Origin of the sequence: Nonomuraea jiangxiensis (genome assembly GCF_900099965.1) — a bacterium.
In the GTDB taxonomy this organism is placed as follows: Bacteria; Actinomycetota; Actinomycetes; order Streptosporangiales; family Streptosporangiaceae; genus Nonomuraea; species Nonomuraea jiangxiensis.
Window position 1 is genome coordinate 39,098 of sequence record NZ_FNDJ01000026.1, and the last position, 18,694, is coordinate 57,791.

The following is an 18,694-nucleotide window of genomic DNA, read 5'->3' on the forward strand; positions in this document are numbered from 1 at the left end:
CGGCCCGCGACGGCGGCGGGATGGAGTTGGGATGCTCTTTGGGAACTGCCATAAAACCTTTACCCAAGGTGCTATAACTGTAGCTCTCTGTAAGGGATGTGGGCGCCCACTCCTGTGACGAGGAGAGCGATGGAACGCGAGCCTAATCGACTGCTGCAGCAGCTCATCGCGGAGGCGGGGTTCTCCCACAAGGGATTGGCCAGGCGCCTCAACGATCTGGGCGCTGCACGCGGCACCCCGGGCCTCAAATACGACCACAGCTCGGTTCTGCGCTGGATCGGTGGTCAGAGGCCGCGTGATCCGGTGCCCGGCCTGCTCAGGGAGATCTTCGCACTGCGGCTGGGCCGGCCGGTGACCTCGGAGGACCTGGGAATGCCGGCGAGCATCACACCCCTCGATCTCGGACAGGAGTTCACGCACACGTGGCAGGAGGGGGTCGCGACCGTGACGGCGCTGTGGCGGGCCGACGTGGAAAGACGGAGGTTTCTGATCGACTCCACGTTCGCGATAGGAGCAGGCTCCATCGGAGCCGTGCGCTGGTTGACGTGCCCTTCAGAGGGACGCCCTGGCGGCAGGGGCACGCGGCGGGTGGGCCGCGCGGACATCGCCGCCATCCAAGAGGTCACCCGCTCGTTCGGTGAGCTCGACAACCGTTTCGGCAGCGGACGGGTCCGCTCGTCGGTGGTCAAATACCTCGACACCGCCGTCTCGCCTCTGCTCAAGGACGGCTCGTACGGCGATTCCACCGGCCGCCGGTTGGCCGCCGCGGCCGCCGAGCTGACCCGCCTGGCGGGGTGGATGGCCTACGACATGGAGCAGCACGGGCTCGCCCAGCGCTACCTGATCCAGGCCCTGCGCCTGGCCAGGGGCGCCGACGACCACACCCTGGGCGGCGAGATCCTGGCCGGCATGGCACACCAGGCCGTCTACATGGGCCAGCCGGCCCATGCGCTCGACCTGGCCAGGGCCGCCCAGCTGGCGGCCCGCCGGGCCGGCGTCCACACGCTGCTGGCCTCCGCGCACGTCCTGGAGGCCCACGCCCACGCGGGACTGGGCGACGCCCGCTCCTGCGGCGGCGCCCTGCAGGCGGCCGAGCGCGCCTTCGAGGCCCGCAGGCCCGCCGAGGAGCCCGGGTGGCTGAGCTACTTCGACGAGGCCTACCTGTCGGCCAAGTTCGCCCACTGTTTCCGGGACCTGGGGGAGGGCGAGCGGACCGTGCACATGGCGCGGCGCTCGCTCGACATGGACTCCCGCTACGTCCGCGGGCGCATGTTCAATCTGTCGCTGCTGGCCGCGGGGCTGCTGCAGAGCGGGGAGCTGGAGGAGGCCTGTGTGGCGGCGGCCAGCGCCTTCACGCTGGCCGGTGACCTGCAGTCGGCCCGGTCGCGGTCCTACGTGGCCGATCTGCGGCGGCGGCTGGAGCCGTACAAGAAGGAGCGGCCCGTGCTGGCGCTGCGCGAACACACGCGGGAGCTCACCAGCGCGTGAAAGACCGGCCCGGACGCCGGGCCGCGCAACGGGAAGGCCCGGGAGGCTTCGTGCCTCCCGGGCCTTCCCGTTGTCCCGATCTACTTGAGCAGCTCGCCGTTGGGGCCCACGATCGACTTCGTGGCGGCGTAGTTCGCCTTGTTGTAGACGTCGGCCACCTCTCCGTCGAAGATGGCGGAGCTGATGGTGTCGATCCGGTTGTTCTCGTCGGTGTCGGCGAACAGGCTCGTCACGCCGTTGACGTAGCCGGTGCGCTTGCTGTTGTCGTACTTCATGAGCCAGGGGCCGCCGGTGGCGCCGCCGGTCATGGTGCACTTGAGCGTCTGGTGGGTCTCGACCTTGAACGTGTTGATCTGGGTCGACTTGGTGCTGGTCTTGCCCGCGCACCACTTGGGGGTGAGGCCGGTGAACGCCTTGTCGCCGTCCGGGTGCGGGTCGGCCGGGTAGCCGAAGGCCACCACCTGCTGGCCCAGGGGCTGGTTCCAGGCCACGCCCTGGCCGCCGACGACGTCACCGAGGCGGCCGCGGTCGGTGGCGACGCCGATGTAGTAGTCCGCCACGAAGTACTTGCGGGACGTACCGGGCTTGACCCACTTCTGGGTGTAGTAGTGGGTGATGGTGTAGTTGCCCAGCTTGTCGGGCCCGGTGCCCTTCTCGCCGAGGCCCTTGTAGGCCGCCCACTGCGGCTGGGTGACCTGCTCCACGACCGGCTCGCCGAACTTGCGGCCCTGGCCCTTGCCGGCCCTGGCCGCGGTGTAGGCGTCCTTGTTGACCTCAACCTTCTCCAGCACGGCGCCGGGGAAGTCGGGACCGACCAGGTCCCCGGGCGCGTCCTTGCCCTCGGACCAGCAGTCGCCGAGCTCCAGCCGGCACTTGCCGAATTCCGCGGCGGTGATCTCGCGGGGCTTGACCCACTTGTCGCCGCCCCAGGCCTTGAACTCCTTGGCCGTGACCCGCTTGTCCTTCGCCAGGGAGAAGCCGTTGTGCACCGCGACGAAGGCGAAGTCGCCGTCGTAGTCGTCGTAGGTGTCGAGGTCGTAGGCGGTGAAGGCGTACGCGCCGACGTAGACGCCCCACGGGGCGTTGCCCTGGTAGTAGCCGGGCACGAAGATCCACTTGTCGTACACGTCGTCCTTGCCGTCGGCGAAGACGCACTGCCCCGCCGTGGCGACCAGGTTACGGTTCCTGGCCTGGATGGACGTGGCCGAGCACCAGTGGTACTTGCCGTCGGTGCCGCGGAAGAAGACCTTGCCGATGGTCTTGGGCAGGTTGACGTTCTTGGAGGTGACCGGCTTGGGGTTGGTGGTCGGGCCTGTCATGCCGGGCTTGCCGTCGGGGGCACCCTTGCTTCCCGTTGACACCAGCTTGGGCACGTCCTTGGTGTCCAGGCTGTACTGGGTGGCCTTGCGTAGCGCTGCTCCGTTCGACTCGAGCCAGAAGTAGGCGGCGCTGTACGCGTCGGAAGGCTTGGGGAGGAGGTCGTCTTTCGCCCATTTCGGTGCGGCGGTGGCGGGCTGGACGAGTATGGCGGCACTGAGGCCGGCGACGGCTAGGGGGATGAGCAGGCGCTTCACAGGAGGCTCCACTGTTGTCAAATCGGGTGTAAAAAACCCTATCGACACATCGGTCACTCTGGTGTCGAAAGATATAAATTTTCACTGAAAAGCCGAATGGGCCCGGCTGGATGCCGAGCCCATCGGATGAAGCAGACCGCTAACCGGTTACAGCCGGTCGCTGTCCCCTACTAGAAAAGCTTGGGGGACCACGAAGCGGCAGCGGCGCGGTAGACGGTGTTCGTCTCGCCGTCGAAGTACGGCGACGAGATGTAGTCCACGCGACCGTTCTTGTCCTGGTCGTTGAAGGTGCTGGTGACACCGTTCACGTAACCGAGACGCTTGCCGTTGTTGTAGTTGAGCAGCCACGGACCACCGTCGGCGCCCTCAGTCATGGCGCACTTCAGCGCGACGTGCTCCTCGATCTTCTTCGCCGCGGAGCCGACGAGCTTGTCGGAGGTCGGGCCGTAGCACCACTTCGGCGTAACACCGGTGTAGGCCTTGTTGCCGTCGGGGTGGGGCAGCGCCGGGTAACCGAACACCCGCACCGTCTTCTTGGTGGGCTGGTTCCAGGAGAAGCCCTGACCACCGACGTTGTCGCCCAGACGACCCGCGTCCTTCACGGCGCCTTCGATGATGAAGAAGACGGTCTTGAAGTACTTGGTGTCCTTGCCGGGCTTGTACCACTGCTGCACGTAGAAGTGCGTGATGGTGGCGTTGCCCTGCCGGTCGAGCTTGATGGTGGCGGGAGCTTCCTTGGTCGGCGCCGGGAGCGGGTCGCCAGCCTTCCAGTCCGGCTTCTGCTTGAGGATGTAAGCAAGAGCCTGGTTGTAGGTCACGTTCTCGGTCTCAGGCGCACCGAACTTGCGACCGTTGCCCTGGCCCGCCCTGGCGGCGTTGTACTCAGCCTCGGTGACCTCAACCTTGGTCACCTCGGCACCCGGGAAGTCCGGACCCGACGCCTCAGGCGCGGAGCCCTTGTCACGCCAGTAGTACTCGGCGGACTTGGGGTCGAGGCGGCCCTGGCGGTACTCCTCACGGCTGATCTCGACGTCCTTGGCGTCCTTGATGCCCTTGTAGGCATCGAACTCAGCCTTGGAGACCTTCTTGGCGGTGCCGCCACCGAGGTTGAGACCGTTGAAGACGGTGACGAACGCGTAGTCGCGGTCGAAGTCCTCGTAGACGTCGAAGTCGTAGTGGGTGAACGCCTGGTAACCCACGTAGATGCCCCAAGGCGCACGGCCCTGGTAGTAACCCGGGACGAAGACCCACTTGTCCATGACGTCAGAGCCAGCCGCGGTGTCGTAGACACAGTGACCGGCCGTGGCGACCAGGTTGCGGTAGGTCGACTGGATCGAAGTGGCGGAGCACCACTTCTTCTCGCCCTTGCTGTTGACGAAGAACACCTTACCGATGGTCTTCGGCATGTTGACGTTCTGCACCTTGGCGGCGGTCTTCTTCTCTTCGCCGATCGGAGCGGTCGTGCCCGGCTTGGTGTCCGAGCTGTAACCACCCTTGCTCTGCAGCTGAGCGACGTCCGTCTTGGTCCAGATGTCGGAGGCGGTGGCGGCCTTCAGGGCCGCACCGTTGGTCGCCGACCAGAACTCGACGACTGCCTTGGCGGCAGCCGCGTCGTTCGCGAGCTTGTCCGAGGCATAGCCCGGGTCGGCCTGAGCGGTACCGGCCAGGCCGGCAGCCAGAAGACCAGTGGCCAGAACGGCGCCACCGGCCGGGAGGAGGATGCGCTTCACAGGTAACTCCTTGCGCTGTCGTGGAACGCCTCTTGCGTCCCATGCGTCAGTAAAGGGATGACATGGAACATACAGGTTCGATCTTGAACCGGCATAGCCGCTTTGAAAGGAAATGGGGCGACTAGCGGGGCGTTACCGTTCTGTGATGTTTAAGAGGCTGTGACGCAGGAGTCGGGGGAGACTCGCCTCGTCCCCGTTTGCCCAGATCAGGATAAAGGTGCGATAAGCCGGGCTTGGGTGGCTGGAGGTTTGGTCAAGATCCGGTCGCCTGAGAGGGTGTGACGCAGATCACATACGGTTCGTGGCACCGCTCGGGCGCGGCGTGCGTCCAAGGGCGCTTCACATTTCGGACAGAAAGCCCGAAGGGCCCGGCTGGATGCCGGGCCCTTCGGATGGAACGGTTACTCGAACGGCTTGTGGCCGCTCGTAGCCTCTACTAGAGGATCTTGCCGGAGTACGTGGCAGCAGCGGCCTTGTAGACCGTGTTCGTCTCGCCGTCGAAGTACGGCGACGAGATGTAGTCCACGCGACCGTTCTTGTCCTGGTCGTTGAAGGTGCTGGTGACACCGTTCACGTAGCCGAGACGCTTGCTGTTGCTGTAGTTGTACAGCCACGGACCACCGTCGGCGCCCTCGGTCATGGCGCACTTGATGGCGAGGTGCTCCTCGATCTTCTTCGCGGCAGAACCGACGAGCTTGTCGGAGGTCTTGCCGTAGCACCACTTCGGCGTGACGCCGGTGTAGGCCTTGTTGCCGTCGGGGTGCGGCGCGGCCGGGTAACCGAACACGCGCACGTACTTGCCGGTCGGCTGGTTCCAGGCGAAGCCCTGACCACCAACGTTGTCACCCAGGGCGCCCGCGTCCTTCACGGCGCCATCGATGATGAAGAAGACGGTCTTGTAGTACTTCGCGTCGGAACCGGGCTTGACCCACGACTGCACGTAGAAGTGAGTGATCGTGGAGTTGCCCCGCTGGTCAAGCTTGACGGTCGCGGGAGCCTGCGCGGTCGGCTTCGGGAACGCCTGGCCCGGCTTCCAGTTCGAGTCCTGCTTCTGGAGGTAGGCGATGGCGTCGTTGTAGGTCACGTTCTCGGTGACGGGCTCACCGAACTTGCGACCCGTGCCCTTGCCGGCCTTGGCGGCCCGCCACTGAGCCTCGGTGACCTCGACCTTCTCCACCTCGGCACCGGGGAAGTCGGGGCCGGCCGCCTCAGCGTCCTCACCCTTCTTGCGCCAGTAGCTGTCGGCGGTCTTGGGGTCGAGGCGGCCCTTGCGGAACTCCTCGCGGCTGACCTCGACGTCCTTGGCGTCCTTGATGCCCTTGTAGGCGTCGAACTCGGCCTTGGAGACCTGCTTGGCCTCGCCGCCGCCGAGGGTGACACCGTTGTACACGGTGACGAACGCGTAGTCGCGGTCGAAGTCCTCGTAGACGTCGAAGTCGTAGTGGGTGAACGCCTGCTTACCCACGTAGATGCCCCAGGGCGCGCGGCCCTGGTAGTAACCGGGGACGAAGACCCACTTGTCCATGAGGTCGGAGTTGGTCGCCGTGTCGTAGACGCAGTGACCAGCGGTCGCGACCAGGTTGCGGTGGGTCGACTGGATCGAAGTGGCGGAGCACCACTTCTTCTCGCCCTTGCTGTTGACGAAGAACACCTTGCCGATGGTCTTCGGCATGTTGACGTTCTGGACCTTGGCGGTGCTCTTGGTCTCTTCGCCGATCGGAGCGGTGCTGCCCGGCTTGGTGTCCGAGCTGTAGCCGCCCTTGCTCTGCATCTGAGCGACGTCCGTCTTGGTCCAGATGTCGGACTGGGTGGCGGCCTTCAGGGCCGCACCGTTGGTCGCCGACCAGAAGTTGACGATCGCCTTGGCGGTGGCAGCGTCCTTCGCCAGCTGCTTGGTGGCGTAGACGCTGTCAGCCTGAGCGGTGCCAGCCAGGCCGGCAGCCAGAAGACCGGTGGCGAGCAGGGCGCCACTGGCCGGGATGAGGATGCGCTTCAAGGGAACTGCTCCTTGCTCTGTCGTGGGACGCATCGTGCGTCCCATGCGTCAGTAAAGGGATGGCAAGGAACATAGCGTGAGGATCTCTGCAGGTGGAACCCGATCTAAGTGATCTGGTCGACACCCTTACCGCCGTTACCTTTCCGTTATCAGTCAAGAGCCGACGCCCACAGTGAGCGGAAGGTCACGTTTTCGCAGCGCATGGCGAGGTTGTTGTTCTTGGGACGTAAGTGCCGTTAGTGGTTGGATGCGGAGCGTAGTCGGCTTATCGTGACTCAGATCACAGGAACCGGATCGAAGGCTGCTCCGTCTAATTCCGGTTGATCTCACAGGAGATCTTCAGATTGAGGGCTCTGACGTTCAGTTTTCTCAGAATGGCCGTGGATCTGGAGCCCCATCGGAGCGGCCGTCAGCCTCGGCGGGGGTGGGTGTTCCGGGGTCGGGGCGTCGTGACCCTGGGTGTGCCTCTGCTCGACGACCGCGGCCAGCCAGGCGCGGGAGTGGGCGGCGTGGAGGCGGGCGGCGCCGGGGAGGCTTGGAGCGCGGTCAGCAGGCGCTCCCAGGTGCCGTCGGCGGCCCAGCGGCGGTGGCGCCGGTATATGGAGACCCAGCAGCCGAACCGGTGCGGGAGATGGCGCCAGCGCGCTCCGGTGCGGGCCTGGTAGAGCGCTCCGTTGATGGCCGTACGGGGGTCCTCGCGCCGGCGCCCGCGCTCGCGGGCCGGGGGAAGCAGCGGAGCGAGCCGTTCCCACTCGGCGTTCGTCAGGTCGCCACGATGCATGCGCTAATCGTGACAACGCAAATACTCTGTGTCAGGGGAACCAATAAAGATCTCCCCATCGACCCCCGAAGGGGAGGGCTACCGGTACAGCTCGCCGTCCGGGCCGACGATCTTGTCGGTCCACACGTTCTTGGCGGCGTCGTACACGGCCTCGGTCTCGCCGTCGAAGTACGGGGAGGTGATGTAGTCGACGCGGTCGTTCCCGTCCTGGTCGGCGAACGTGCTGGTGGTGCCGTTCACGTAACCGAGGCGCTTGGAATTGTCGTAGTTCAGCAGCCAGGGGCCGCCGTCGAAACCGGGGGTCACGGCGCACTTGAGGCCGAGATGATCCTCGATCTTCAGCCACGAGGCGCCGAGGGCCTTGGCGGTGGTCCTGCCGTGGCACTGCTTCGGCGTCACGCCGCCGTACGGCCTGTCGCCGTCGGGGTGCCGGGCCGCCGGGTAGCCGAAGGCGCGTACGGTCCTGCCTGCGGGCTGGTTCCAGGCGAAGCCCTGGCCTCCGACGTTGTCGCCGAGGCGGCCCGCGTCCTTGGACAGCAGGAGGTAGTACCGGCCGCCCCACGCGCGCTTGGGACCGGTGAAGCCCTGGTAGTCGCGGCGGTTCACCTGCTTGGCGGCGTTGAGGTGGATGCCGTTGTAGACGGTGACGAAGGCGTAGTCGCGGTCGTGGTCCTCGTACGCCTCGAAGTCGTAGTGGGTGAAGGCCTGCTCGCCCACGTAGATGCCCCAGGGCGCGCGGCCCTGGTAGTAGCCGGGGACGAAGACCCACTTGTCCATGACGGCCCGGTCGGCGGCCGTGTCGTACACGCAGTGACCGGCGGTGGAGACCAGGTTGCGGTAGTTCGACTGGATGGAGGTGCCCGAGCACCAGCGGAACCTGCCGGAGCCGTCGACGAAGAAGACCTTGCCGACGGTCTTGGGGAGGTTCACGTTCTGGGCCGCGATGGCGGCGGGCCTGGAGTCGCTGATCGGGGCCGTGGTGCCTGGTTTGCCGTCAGGGTCGTGGCCGCCCTTGGAGACGACCTTCCTGATCTGCCCGGCGTTCCACGTGTACGGGGTCGCGGAGCGCAGGGCGGCCCCGTTCGACGCCAGCCAGAAGGAGGCCACCGAGACCGCGTCGGCCGTGTCGCGGGCCATGGAGTCCTGGGAGATGTCGCCGAAGGCCCGCGAGGTGCCGCTGAGACCGGCGGTGAGCAGGCCGGTGGCCACGACGGCGACACCGGCGGGAAGGAGGATTCGCTGCAAGGTGACTCCTGGTTACCCTGGCGTGAGGCGCCTCGCGCACCTCCAGAACTCAGCAAAGGGACAGCCCGGAACTTACAACGTGAGATCAGCAGGCGCGTATGCGCCGGAGATCCGGCCGGCCGCCGCGGGGCTCGCCGTGACGGTCCCGAGATCGGGATTTCCCCTGATCGTCCCTGGCGGCAGGGAGAGTGTTATGACTTACGTCACTTTCGACGGCGTCGTCTGGGTGGCGGCGCGCTGGTAGACGTCTCCGGTGGCCGTGTCGAAGTACGGTGACGACACCGCGTCGTACCAGTTCTTGGCGTCCCTGTCCCAGGTCAGGCTGTTGACGCCGGTCAGGTTGCCGAGCATGCGGTTCTGGTCGAAACCGGTCAGCCAGGGGCCGCCGCTCGCGCCGGGGCTGAAGTCGCAGCGCCGCAGCTGCACGCCCTTCTGCAGGTCGAGATTGGGGGCCTGGGTCCAGCGGGTGACGGTGCCCGTGCACGACCGCAGCGTCTTGCCGTCGAACGGCCGGGAGCTGTCCGGCTGCGCGCCCGCCGGGTAGCCGAACGCGACGGCCTGGTACGTGGGCTGCCTGTTGTTCAGCTCCAGCCCCAGCCCGCCCACGTTGTCCTGGAGTCGGCCGACGTCCTTCATGACCCAGCTGCCGTTCTTGGGCGTCCAGACGAAGCCCCGGTGCACGGTCACGAAGGCGTAGTCGTAGTCGTAGTCGCCCTTGCCCGTCCAGTCCTCGTGCATGCTGATCGTGGAGCCCACGTAGATGCCGAAGGGCGTCTGGCCGTTGGGCAGGGGGTTGGGGACGAAGACCCAGTTCTCGGCGGCCTTGGCCTGGCGCGGGTCGTACACGCAATGTCCGGCCGTGGCGACCACGCTGCGGTTGGGGGCCGCGACGGAGCTGGCGGAGCACCAGTACTCCTTGCCCCCGAGCGTGAAGAAGACCTTGCCCATGGTGTTGGCCATCGTGCCCGTGCCCGTGCTCGGCATGGCCGGCGTCGGCAGGTGCGGGTTGCCCGTCCGCTTGCCCGCGGGGACGGGGCCGCCCGGCACGGTGGCGCCGGACGTGGGGGCGGCCTGCGCGCCGGGCGTGGCCGGGATGTAGCTGTCGCTGCGCTGGAGCCGGTCGGGCCGCCAGTATTCGGCGACCCGCTGCACGTCGGACACGGTTTTGGCCAGCGGCACGGCGTAGACCCTGCTGGTGGGGGCGGCGTTCGCGATCCCCGTGAGGGCAGCCTGCACCAGCAGCGCGGCGCTCAGCGCAGCCGCCACCAGGTGCCTGGCCCGGGGGATCATGAAATGCCTTTCTTTGGGGTCGTAAGGGTGGATTTTTCCAGATGGACGGACTCTATTGCAGCCAGGATAGAGATTCGTTACCTGATCTAGGGTGTACCGAGCACTATAAGGATGCTGTCAGACAGTCTCCACACAAACCCCGAAATGATCATTAATCGGTTACATCTTCCCAGGTCAGCGGGGGTGTGCCGAGCGAGCCGAGCGCACGGAATTTCCCCGCTTTCGGCGTCACATTCGCGACCGCCGCAGTGGCGCACGCCACCCTCATAAGCGTTCGCAAGACCCCGGATCCCATGCGGGAGCCGGGGCCTTGGGGCGCCAACTCGTCACGGCATGTTGCCGGTCCACCGGTTGGCGGCGGTCTTGTAGACCTTGTAGGTGTCGGTGTTGAAGTACGGCGACGAGATGTGGTCGTAGCGGTCGTTGCCGTCGGTGTCCCACGCCACACTGTTGACGCCGACCAGGTAGCCGGTGCGTGACGCGCTCCTGTAGCCGTAGAGCAACGGGCCGCCGCTCGCGCCGGCCGTGAAGGAGCATCTGACGCCGACGTGCTGCTGCAGGTCGTACCTGCGGGTCTCGGGCATCGGCTTGGTCCTGCCGTAGCAGAACTTCATCGTGCGGCCGGTGAACGGTTTGTCGCCGTCGGGGTGCCTGCCCGCCGGGTAGCCGAACGCGAACACGTCCAGCTTCGTGCTCCGGTTCCACGTGAAGCCCTGGCCGCCGACGTTGTCGCCCAGCCGGCCGGCGTTGGTGACCTGCCACCGCCACCTGCCGTCGGCCTTCTCCCAGCCGACCTTGATGCCGTTGTAGACGTTGACGAACGCGTAGTCGAAGTCGTAGTCCTCCTTCACCACGAAATCGTCATGCGCGTTGAACGTCTTGGCGGCGTAAATGCCGTAGGGGGCCCTGCCGTCCCAGGCGCCCTTGCCGTCCCAGTACGACGGAATGAAGATCCAGTTGTCGTAGAAGGTGTTCTTCCTGGTGTCGTAGACGCAGTGGGCGGAGGTCGCCACGAGATTGCGGTACGTGCCCTGCACGGAGCTCGCCGAGCAGTAACGCCAGTTTCTCGGGTCGCGCGGGTCGGCCCTGGGCAGCGTGAAGAACACGCGGCCGACCGTGTTCGGCAGGTTGACCTGCTTGCTCCTCTTGGCGCTCGCCTTCTCCCGGCCGGTCGGCGGCACGGATCCGGGCGGGCCGTCGGGGGTGCCGGCGCTGCCCTTGACGCCCTTGGAGGAGAGATCGAGGCTGTCGTCGTAGTTGGTGGCCTGCCGGACGCGGTCCGGAGTCCAGAACTGGATCGCCTGCTCGGCGGGGGTGGCCGAATCCTCCGACACGACGTCGGGGGGTGCGGTCGCGCTCGCGGCGGGGTGGCCGGCCAGTGCGGCCACCAGCCCGGCGAGCGGGACCATGATGCGCCCTGCTCGGGGTTGCATGGGGCTCCTCTCTGCTTTCGGCGGCCCAGCGCGGGGTGCTGCGCCCCGATGGGCCAGGAAAACGTGCGAAACGCTAATGAAAGGCCCCGCCGGGCGACCAGGAAGCGACGGTAAAAAGCATGGGACGGTTCCGTCCCGGCCACGGGACATGGAATGCGCATGTATTCCGAGGGGGCATCCCCGCAGGTGGCGACGGTGGTAAATCTCGTTTGTCACAGCGGTAACGCTGATTATCAAAGGCCACTTCTCATTGACCGAATGTTGTTCTGGTTGAATGGGGGCCATGGATCCTCGCACCCCGTGCCTCATCGGCGTCGCGCAACTCTCGATCCGCTCGCAGCCCGGTCCCGAGCCGCTGGAGTTGTGGGAGCGGGTGGCGCGGTCGGCCGCCGCCGACGCCCGGCTGCCGGTCGGGCGGCTCGACTCGATCCAGATCGTCCACAGCGACTCCTGGCAGTACGACGCGCCGGTCGGCCGCCTCGCCGAGCGCCTGGGCGCCACGCCGCGGCACCGGGTCTACTCCAAGGTCTCCGGTACGGCCCCGCACCTGCTCATCGGCGCCGCGCCGGCCATGATCGCCGCGGGTGAGCTGGACTCCGCGCTGGTCGTGGGGGGTGAGGCGCTGGCGACGCGCCGGGCGTACCGGCTGGCGGGCGAGCACGCGCCGTGGAGCCACCCGGCCCGGCCCAAGCCGCCCTACGGGTGGGAGCGCCCGCCGCACCCCGCCGAGCTGGCGCACGGGCTGTTCCTGCCGGTGCACACCTACGCGATCATGGAGACCGCGCGCCGGGCGGCCCTGGGGCTCTCGATCGAGGAGGAGATGCGGGACAGGGGCCGGCTGCTGGCGCCGATGACCGAGGTGGCCGCCGCGAACCCGTACGCCTGGCGCAGGACCGCCCGCACCCCCGCCGAGCTCGCGAACGGCGGACGCTTCGTGGGCTGGCCCTACACCAGGGACACGGTCGCCGTGCTGGAGGTGGACCAGGCCGCGGCCGTCGTGCTGGCCGGCGCGCGGCTGGCCGACCGGCTCGGGGTGCCCGCGGCGGAGCGGGTCCACCTGCGCGGATGGGCGTACGCGGAGGACACCTGGGAGGTGGCCGCGCGGCCCGCGCTGGGCTCCTCGCAGGCCGTCGGGCACGCCGCGGCGGCCGCCTTCCTGCGGGCGGGGCTGGGGCTGGACGACATGCACGCGCTGGACCTGTACAGCTGCTTCGCGATCGCGCTGCGGCAGGCGTGTGACGCGATCGGGCTGGACCCGCTGGATCCGCGCGGGCTCACCGTCACCGGCGGGCTGCCCTACGCGGGCGGGCCGGCCAGCGACTATGTGCTGCACTCGACGGCGACCATGGCGGGCCTGCTGCGGGCGCGGCCCGGGCACGGGCTGGTGACCGGGGTGGGGATGCATCTGACGAAGCACACGTACGCGGTGTGGTCCAGCGAGCCGGGAGGGCGGCTGGGGGAGGCCGCGCCGGTGTTCGTGGCGGAGGGGGTGCCGATCGTGGGGCGCTATGAGGGGCCGGCCGTGGTGGCGGGCTACACGGTGGCCCACGCGCGGGACGGCGCCGCCGAGCGCGGGATCCTCGTGGTGGACCTGCCCGGCGGCGGGCGGGCGTACGCGGTGGTGCAGCGGCCGGACCTGCTGGCGGACGCCGAGTCCCGCGAGCTCGTGGGACAGCCGGTACGACTCGCGCCCGAGGGCGACGTGAACGTGGCCACCTGGTGATTCGCTAAAGTGTGTGCAAAGTCTGTGATCGTCTGACTACTATCTGCTGTTGACATTTTTATGTCACCAGCGGACGCTGGAGTCATGCGGAGGACTACTGTGCGCATCGACGAGACGCTCCTCAACGAGGCGAAGGCGTACGCGGCACGAAACGGTCGCAGTCTCAACTCAGTGATGGAGGACGCCTTGCGACAACTCCTCAACCGCTCCAACGAAGTGGCGGAGCGCCCCAGAATCAACCTGCCGGTCTCCGGAGCCGCCTCCGGTCCCAGGCTGACCTGGGCCGAGATCAAGGAGATTCTCGAGCAGGAGGACATCGAGCGGGCGCTGGGGGCCGGCCATGCGCATGCTTGACACCAACGTCCTCGTCAACGCGCAGCGGCGTGACTTCGAGCACCACGAGCAGTGTTACGCCCTGCTCATCGAGATGCTGCATGGCGACGAGGCCTACGCGGTGAGTGACTTCGCGCTCAACGGCTTCATCCGCGTGGTGACGAATCCTCGCATCCCGGGCGCCACCTCCTTCGAGGACGCCCGGGAGTTCGCCGACACCGTCCGTCACCAGCCGCATGCGGTGGTGCTGCACGCTGGTCCGAGGCACTGGGAGATTTTCGCCCGGCTGTGCCGGCAGGCCGGTGCCAGCGGCAACCTGATTCCCGACGCCTACCTCGCCGCGCTCGCCATCGAGCACGGTTGTGAATTCGTGACCTGCGACAAGGATTTCGCCCGGTTCGAGGGCTTGCGCTGGAGGTCGCCGCTCAACTGAACTGAACGCAAGGGCGCAAGCCGGCACTTCTCAGCTAGGAACGTCGTGGCTGACCAGTTCGACGTGATCGAGTCAGGCGAGCGCGGCCGTCGTCGCTGGATCGGCCTGGCGGTGGTCGTGGCCTTGCTGCTGATTCCCGTGGTCGGGCTGCTCGCCAGCCGGGAGCCCGAGCCGGAGGCGGCGAGCCCCACTGCCACGCCCGAGCCCATCCGGTCGCTGAGGCGGCTGGACAATCCGCCCAACGTGCTCAACGCGCACTCCACCGGCAAAGGGGATGACGAGCTCATCCAGGTGGTGTTCCCGAACGGGCTGCGGGCCGAGGTGCGTTATCCCGCCGAGCTGGGACTGGACGAGATGGGGTCGCGGCCGTTCCAGGGGTTCTGGATCGGGGACCGATACCGGCAGCTCTCCGCCCCGTACAGTGGCGCGATCGAGGTCACCCGCGGCGGCAGGCCGCTCAGGAACTACGCCGACAACGTCACGCTCTGGCCCCGCCAGGCCGGGAGCGGGACGTATGGGCAGGTGCTGCTGTTCGAGTTCGGGCGGTGGCGGCTGGCGATGTACGACCGGGGGATGGGGCTGACGTTCGACGAGCGGGTGGCGCTCGCGCAGGCCGTGCACGGGAAGGTGACCAAGGACGGCTATCTGGTCCTGTCGGCCGACGACGGGGCGGTGCGGCTGGCCAAGCCGGGGGCGACCGAGCGGGGGGAGCCGGTGGGGCCGCAGCTCTGGTTCGGCGGGGGTGCGGGGGAGATGGTGGTGCTCGCGCCGACACCCGGTTGCAAGAGGGACGCGCCCTTGCCGGATGTGATCAGCGGGCGGGGACGGCCGGCCGCCTCGGTGTGCCGGGGGGACATACAGGTCGCCGCGGTCGGATCGCCGTCGTTCCGCAGGGCGGCCATCGAGGGGATCAAGGTCACGGTGAAGTGAAGTGAAGCCAGGGCGGGGGTCCGGAGGGATGAGATCGCGCTGAAGTAGGGTGCGGCCATGTTCGCCGTAACCGCCACACAGACCGATCCCGACAACCCGCTCGCCGGGCTGACGCTAGGTGAGCACCCCGAGCCGAAGGTCCCGGACGGATGGACGACCGTCTCCGTACGGGCGGCCGCGCTCAACCACCACGACCTGTGGACCCTCAAAGGCGTCGGCATCAGGCAGGACCGGCTGCCGATCGTGCTCGGCTGCGACGCCGCCGGAGTCGACGAGGACGGCAACGAGGTCATCGTGCACTCCGTGATCGGCACCGGCGCCGACGAGACACTCGATCCCAAGCGGTCGCTGCTGTCGGAGACCTACGACGGTACGTTCGCCGAACGGGTGGCCGTGCCGCGGCGCAACCTCGTGCCCAAGCCGTCCACGCTGAGCTTCGAGCACGCCGCGTGCCTGCCGACGGCCTGGCTGACCGCGTACCGGATGTTGTTCGACAAGGCCGGGCTGGAGCCCGGCTCCACCGTGCTGGTGCAGGGGGCGGGCGGCGGCGTGGCCACCGCGCTGATCGCGCTCGGCCGAGCCGGTGGTTACCGGGTCTGGGCGACCAGCCGGTCGGAGGAGAAGCGCGAACGCGCCAGGGAGCTCGGCGCCGACCAGGTGTTCGAGTCGGGTGCGCGGTTGCCCGAGCGGGTGGACGCGGTCATGGAGACCGTCGGGCAGGCCACCTGGGGCCACTCCCTCAAGTCGCTCAAGCCGGGCGGGCGCATCGTGGTGTCCGGCGCCACCAGCGGCGCCGTGCCGCCCGCCGACCTCAACCGGGTCTTCTTCCTGCAGCTCTCCGTGGTGGGATCCACGATGGGGACGCGGGACCAGCTCCGGCGGCTGGCCGTCTTCCTGGAGCAGACCGGGGTACGGCCGGTGGTGGACCGGGTGCTGCCGCTGGCGGAGGCGCGGGACGGGTTCGCCGCCATGGAGGCGGGCGAGATCTTCGGGAAGATCGTCTTCACCCGTGAATAAGTGACGGGTTACTTGGTGGCCTCCTCGGTGATACAAGGATTTAAGGGTTGTATCACCCGGGAGGCCGCCATGGACGTGGAGCCGTTCGGCCCAGGTTCGATGCACTGGGAGACCGCGGGGGAATACCGCAACCTGCTCGTGGCCGGTAGCGCGCTGGTCCTCCAGACGATGCATCCGGCGGTGGGCGCGGCCGTCGCGGCGCATTCGACGTACAAGGAGGATCCGTGGGGGCGGCTCGTCCGCACGCTCGCCTCGATCCAGAAGTGGGTGTACGCGGGCGGCGCGGCCGAGGGCGCGCGGCTCAGGGAGCTGCACCGGCCTATCCACGGGGTGGACGAGCGCGGCCGGCCCTATCACGCGCTGAACGGCGAGGCGTGGGCGTGGGTGCATCTGTCGTTGTTCGAGCGGTTCCTCGTGCTCAACCGCTGTTTCGGCACGCCGTTCACCGCCGAGCAGGAACGGCGCTTCTACGCGGAGTCGCGGCGGCTCGGCGCGATCCTGCGGGTGCCGGAGCGGGAGATGCCCGCGGATCTGGCGGCGTTCTGGCGGTATTTCGAGGGGATGGTGGCGCACCGGCTGGAGCCGCATGCGACCGCGCTGGACGTGCTGGCGGTGCTGCGCGGCACGCCGGCACCACCCTGGCTGCCCCGGCCGCTGCACCCGTTGTGGACGCCGGTGGGGGCGGGCTCGGGGGAGCTCAACCACTTCGTGACCGTCGGCACGCTGCCGCCCGCGGTGCGGGCGAAGCTGGGGCTGCGGTGGACGGCGCGGGACGAGCGGCGGCTGCGGCAGCTCGGGCACGCGGTGGCGATGCTGACGCCGCGCCTGCCCGAACGGCTGCGCTTCATGCCCATCGCCTACCACGCCCGCAAGGCCGCCCGCGGGGCGGCGCGGAGCTCACCCCGCCTCGAACGGCATCCCCGCTCCGCGTAGCCTCCCTCCGCTGTCCCAGGCATCCGGAAGGCCGCGGGCCCTCGGTGGCCTGTCGGAAGGGTGCGGGCTCTCGGAAGGCCGCGATCCCTGGAAGGCCGCGATCCCTGGAAGGCTGCGGTCCCTGGAAGGCTGCGGTCCCTGGGAGGCTGCGGGCCCCTGGAACCGCGGGCCCTCGGAAGGGCGCGAACGGGTCAGGAGCGCAGGATGTCGCGGACGCGGTGGCTTGCCTCGGTGAGCGCCGTGCGTAGCTCGGCCAGCTTCTCCGGCGTCAGGCCGGCCTCCGAGGCGTCCTCGCGGGCCTGGGCGACGAAGTCGGCCAGCAGCTCGCCCACCTCGGCGTCGAGGTCGGCGCGGTGCGGCGGCGGGCCGCCCAGAGTGGCCCAGACCTCGGACCAGATCCTGCGCCACTCCCTGCTGATCCGCTCGCCCTCGCCCTGCCAGCGATAGGCGTTCTCCATCCACTGCCGCTTCTGCTGCTCCTTGATCCGCCGGAAGTCCTCCCGCTGCCTGTCACGTATCCGGCCGACGTCCTCGTGGGTCCCGGTGTGCACGTCCCTGGCCATCCGCGTCAGCTCGTCACGCAGCGACTTGACCGTGTCGCGTACGTCCTCCTTGACCTCGCGGGCGATGTCGCGCACGGAGGCCGAGATCTCCTGCTCCAGATCGTCGAGCTCGTCGAGCCGGGCGTTCAGTTCCTCTCGGCCCTTGTCGGTGATCGAGAACACCTTCTTGCCCTCGACCACCTCGTGCGTCACCAGGCCCTCCTCCTCCAGGCGGGCCAGGCGCGGGTAGATCGTGCCAGGGGAGGGCGAGTAGACGCCGAGGAAGCGGTCCTGGAGCAGCCGGATGACCTCGTAACCGTGGCGCGGGCTCTCTTCCAGCAACTTGAGCAGGTAAAGGCGCAGCCGGCCGTGACCGAAGACAGGGCTCATTCTTTCTCCCCCTTGAGCAGCGTGACCTCGCCGGAGACCGTGGTCGCCGACAACGCGGCCATGCCGCCACCCAGTCGCCCCGACATCGACTTCGAGCCGGGACCGCTCGTGTTGGACAATTTCTCGAACGTGCTGGTCAGCCTGCCGGAGGTGGACCTGACAGTGACGTCGGCCTCGACGTTCTCCGGCAGCCTGACCAGGATGTCACCGGAAACGCTGTTCAGCGTCACATGACCCGTCGGTCTCAGCGCGAGGTCCGCGGTGATGCGGCCGGACACGGTGATCGCCTTCAGCCTGCGCGGGATGCCGTCGGCCACGGTCAGGTCGCCCGAGACGCTGTTGAACGCCAGGTCGCCCTCCATGGCCCGGCTCTCGACGGGGCCCGAGACGGTCGCGGCCACCACTTCGCCGCTCACGCCGTCCAGCACGATCTCCCCCGACACGCTCTTGACGTGCGTCGTCCGCTCGAACCCGGCCACCACGGCGGGCGCGGACACCACGCCGGCGTTGACCCGGCAGGACCTGGGCACGGCGATGGACAGGACCGTCCTGCGCCGGTCGGGCCGCAACCAGCCGAGCAGGCCGTCCCAGGTGAGGTCCTTGTACGCGATCACGAGAGCCCTGGCGTCCTCGTCGTAGGTCACCAGAAGAGGCGACTGCGAGTCGATCTCGGACACCTCGAGCGTGGAGGGGCCGTCACTGGCGAGCACGGCCAGCCGCCCCGCCACGATGCGTACGTCGAGAGACTCCACGGCGCCGAACGTGAGTTGTTCGGGTTGTTCGATCGTCCACCGCTGCATGATCACGCCCTTCTTGGCGACACATCCCTACGCAAACAAGATATGTCGCGTATGGC

General features: G+C 68.1%; 16 protein-coding genes. 7 read left to right on the top strand and 9 right to left on the bottom strand.

Translation table 11 applies throughout. The features are described 5' to 3' along the window. Positions 1-129 precede the first annotated feature (129 nt). Positions 130-1,488 (top strand): NsdA family TPR-like regulatory protein, encoded by a 1,359-nt coding sequence (locus BLS95_RS41160; RefSeq protein ID WP_090944922.1) that lies wholly within the window; start codon positions 130-132, stop codon positions 1,486-1,488. A gap of 80 nt (positions 1,489-1,568) precedes the next feature. Here BLS95_RS41160 and BLS95_RS41165 read toward each other — a convergent pair whose 3' ends face one another. From BLS95_RS41165 to BLS95_RS41195, 7 genes are all read right to left on the bottom strand, one after another. Then, on the bottom strand, positions 1,569-3,062 hold the full coding sequence (locus tag BLS95_RS41165; RefSeq protein WP_090944925.1) for a trypsin-like serine peptidase: 1,494 nt from the start codon (positions 3,060-3,062) through the stop codon (positions 1,569-1,571). A 170-nt stretch (positions 3,063-3,232) separates the two neighbouring features. After that, positions 3,233-4,792: a trypsin-like serine peptidase gene (locus BLS95_RS41170; RefSeq protein ID WP_090944927.1), complete on the bottom strand. Its 1,560-nt coding sequence runs from the start codon at positions 4,790-4,792 to the stop codon at positions 3,233-3,235. Between the two features lie 436 nt (positions 4,793-5,228). Continuing rightward, complete coding sequence (locus BLS95_RS41175) at positions 5,229-6,788, bottom strand: trypsin-like serine peptidase (RefSeq protein ID WP_090944930.1); 1,560 nt, start codon at positions 6,786-6,788, stop codon at positions 5,229-5,231. 409 nt (positions 6,789-7,197) lie between these two features. Further along, positions 7,198-7,569, bottom strand: coding sequence for a transposase (locus tag BLS95_RS41180; protein WP_090944933.1), 372 nt, complete (start codon positions 7,567-7,569; stop codon positions 7,198-7,200). A 78-nt stretch (positions 7,570-7,647) separates the two neighbouring features. Beyond that, entirely contained in the window at positions 7,648-8,814 is a 1,167-nt protein-coding gene (locus tag BLS95_RS41185) for a trypsin-like serine peptidase (RefSeq protein WP_090944936.1), read from the bottom strand. A gap of 198 nt (positions 8,815-9,012) precedes the next feature. Further along, a complete protein-coding gene (locus BLS95_RS41190; RefSeq protein WP_090944939.1) occupies positions 9,013-10,104 on the bottom strand; it encodes a trypsin-like serine peptidase in 1,092 nt (363 codons plus the stop codon). 326 nt (positions 10,105-10,430) lie between these two features. After that, the gene (locus BLS95_RS41195; protein ID WP_090944941.1) at positions 10,431-11,537 is read right to left on the bottom strand and encodes a trypsin-like serine peptidase; all 1,107 of its coding nucleotides are present in this window, start codon (positions 11,535-11,537) and stop codon (positions 10,431-10,433) included. 283 nt (positions 11,538-11,820) lie between these two features. On the opposite strand from BLS95_RS41195, the gene BLS95_RS41200 reads away from it, so the two are divergent. The 6 genes from BLS95_RS41200 (at position 11,821) to BLS95_RS41225 (ending at position 16,906) form a co-directional block, all read left to right on the top strand. Beyond that, entirely contained in the window at positions 11,821-13,260 is a 1,440-nt protein-coding gene (locus tag BLS95_RS41200) for an acetyl-CoA synthetase (protein WP_090944944.1), read from the top strand. Positions 13,261-13,359: 99 nt separating this feature from the next. Then, complete coding sequence (locus tag BLS95_RS41205; RefSeq protein ID WP_090944947.1) at positions 13,360-13,614, top strand: hypothetical protein; 255 nt, start codon at positions 13,360-13,362, stop codon at positions 13,612-13,614. After that, positions 13,601-14,026 carry a type II toxin-antitoxin system VapC family toxin gene (locus tag BLS95_RS41210; RefSeq protein WP_090944950.1) on the top strand — a complete coding sequence of 142 codons (426 nt, stop codon included), beginning with the start codon at positions 13,601-13,603 and terminating at the stop codon, positions 14,024-14,026. The genes BLS95_RS41205 and BLS95_RS41210 overlap by 14 nt, the downstream gene beginning before the upstream one ends. Before the next feature lie 45 nt (positions 14,027-14,071). Further along, the gene (locus BLS95_RS41215; protein WP_090944952.1) at positions 14,072-14,956 is read left to right on the top strand and encodes a hypothetical protein; all 885 of its coding nucleotides are present in this window, start codon (positions 14,072-14,074) and stop codon (positions 14,954-14,956) included. A gap of 57 nt (positions 14,957-15,013) precedes the next feature. Next, positions 15,014-15,973, top strand: a complete 960-nt coding sequence (locus tag BLS95_RS41220; protein ID WP_090944955.1) for a zinc-binding dehydrogenase — start codon at positions 15,014-15,016, stop codon at positions 15,971-15,973. 69 nt (positions 15,974-16,042) lie between these two features. Next, positions 16,043-16,906 carry an oxygenase MpaB family protein gene (locus BLS95_RS41225; protein ID WP_090944958.1) on the top strand — a complete coding sequence of 288 codons (864 nt, stop codon included), beginning with the start codon at positions 16,043-16,045 and terminating at the stop codon, positions 16,904-16,906. 191 nt (positions 16,907-17,097) lie between these two features. On the opposite strand, the gene BLS95_RS41230 is transcribed toward BLS95_RS41225, so the two are convergent. Further along, positions 17,098-17,838: a PadR family transcriptional regulator gene (locus BLS95_RS41230; protein ID WP_090944961.1), complete on the bottom strand. Its 741-nt coding sequence runs from the start codon at positions 17,836-17,838 to the stop codon at positions 17,098-17,100. Then, a complete protein-coding gene (locus BLS95_RS41235) occupies positions 17,835-18,638 on the bottom strand; it encodes a DUF4097 family beta strand repeat-containing protein (RefSeq protein WP_090945123.1) in 804 nt (267 codons plus the stop codon). The genes BLS95_RS41230 and BLS95_RS41235 overlap by 4 nt, the downstream gene beginning before the upstream one ends. Positions 18,639-18,694 lie beyond the last annotated feature (56 nt).

What these genes read in the sequence shown, in the direction of transcription:
- BLS95_RS41180 (WP_090944933.1), bottom strand. Translation starts at nt 7,569, where the DNA reads ATGCATCGTGGCGACCTGACGAACGCCGAGTGGGAACGGCTCGCTCCG.
- BLS95_RS41235 (WP_090945123.1), bottom strand. Translation starts at nt 18,638, where the DNA reads ATGCAGCGGTGGACGATCGAACAACCCGAACAACTCACGTTCGGCGCC.
- BLS95_RS41220 (WP_090944955.1), top strand. Translation starts at nt 15,014, where the DNA reads ATGTTCGCCGTAACCGCCACACAGACCGATCCCGACAACCCGCTCGCC.
- BLS95_RS41225 (WP_090944958.1), top strand. Translation starts at nt 16,043, where the DNA reads ATGGACGTGGAGCCGTTCGGCCCAGGTTCGATGCACTGGGAGACCGCG.
- BLS95_RS41200 (WP_090944944.1), top strand. Translation starts at nt 11,821, where the DNA reads ATGGATCCTCGCACCCCGTGCCTCATCGGCGTCGCGCAACTCTCGATC.
- BLS95_RS41160 (WP_090944922.1), top strand. Translation starts at nt 130, where the DNA reads ATGGAACGCGAGCCTAATCGACTGCTGCAGCAGCTCATCGCGGAGGCG.
- BLS95_RS41210 (WP_090944950.1), top strand. Translation starts at nt 13,601, where the DNA reads ATGCGCATGCTTGACACCAACGTCCTCGTCAACGCGCAGCGGCGTGAC.
- BLS95_RS41195 (WP_090944941.1), bottom strand. Translation starts at nt 11,537, where the DNA reads ATGCAACCCCGAGCAGGGCGCATCATGGTCCCGCTCGCCGGGCTGGTG.
- BLS95_RS41230 (WP_090944961.1), bottom strand. Translation starts at nt 17,838, where the DNA reads ATGAGCCCTGTCTTCGGTCACGGCCGGCTGCGCCTTTACCTGCTCAAG.
- BLS95_RS41190 (WP_090944939.1), bottom strand. Translation starts at nt 10,104, where the DNA reads ATGATCCCCCGGGCCAGGCACCTGGTGGCGGCTGCGCTGAGCGCCGCG.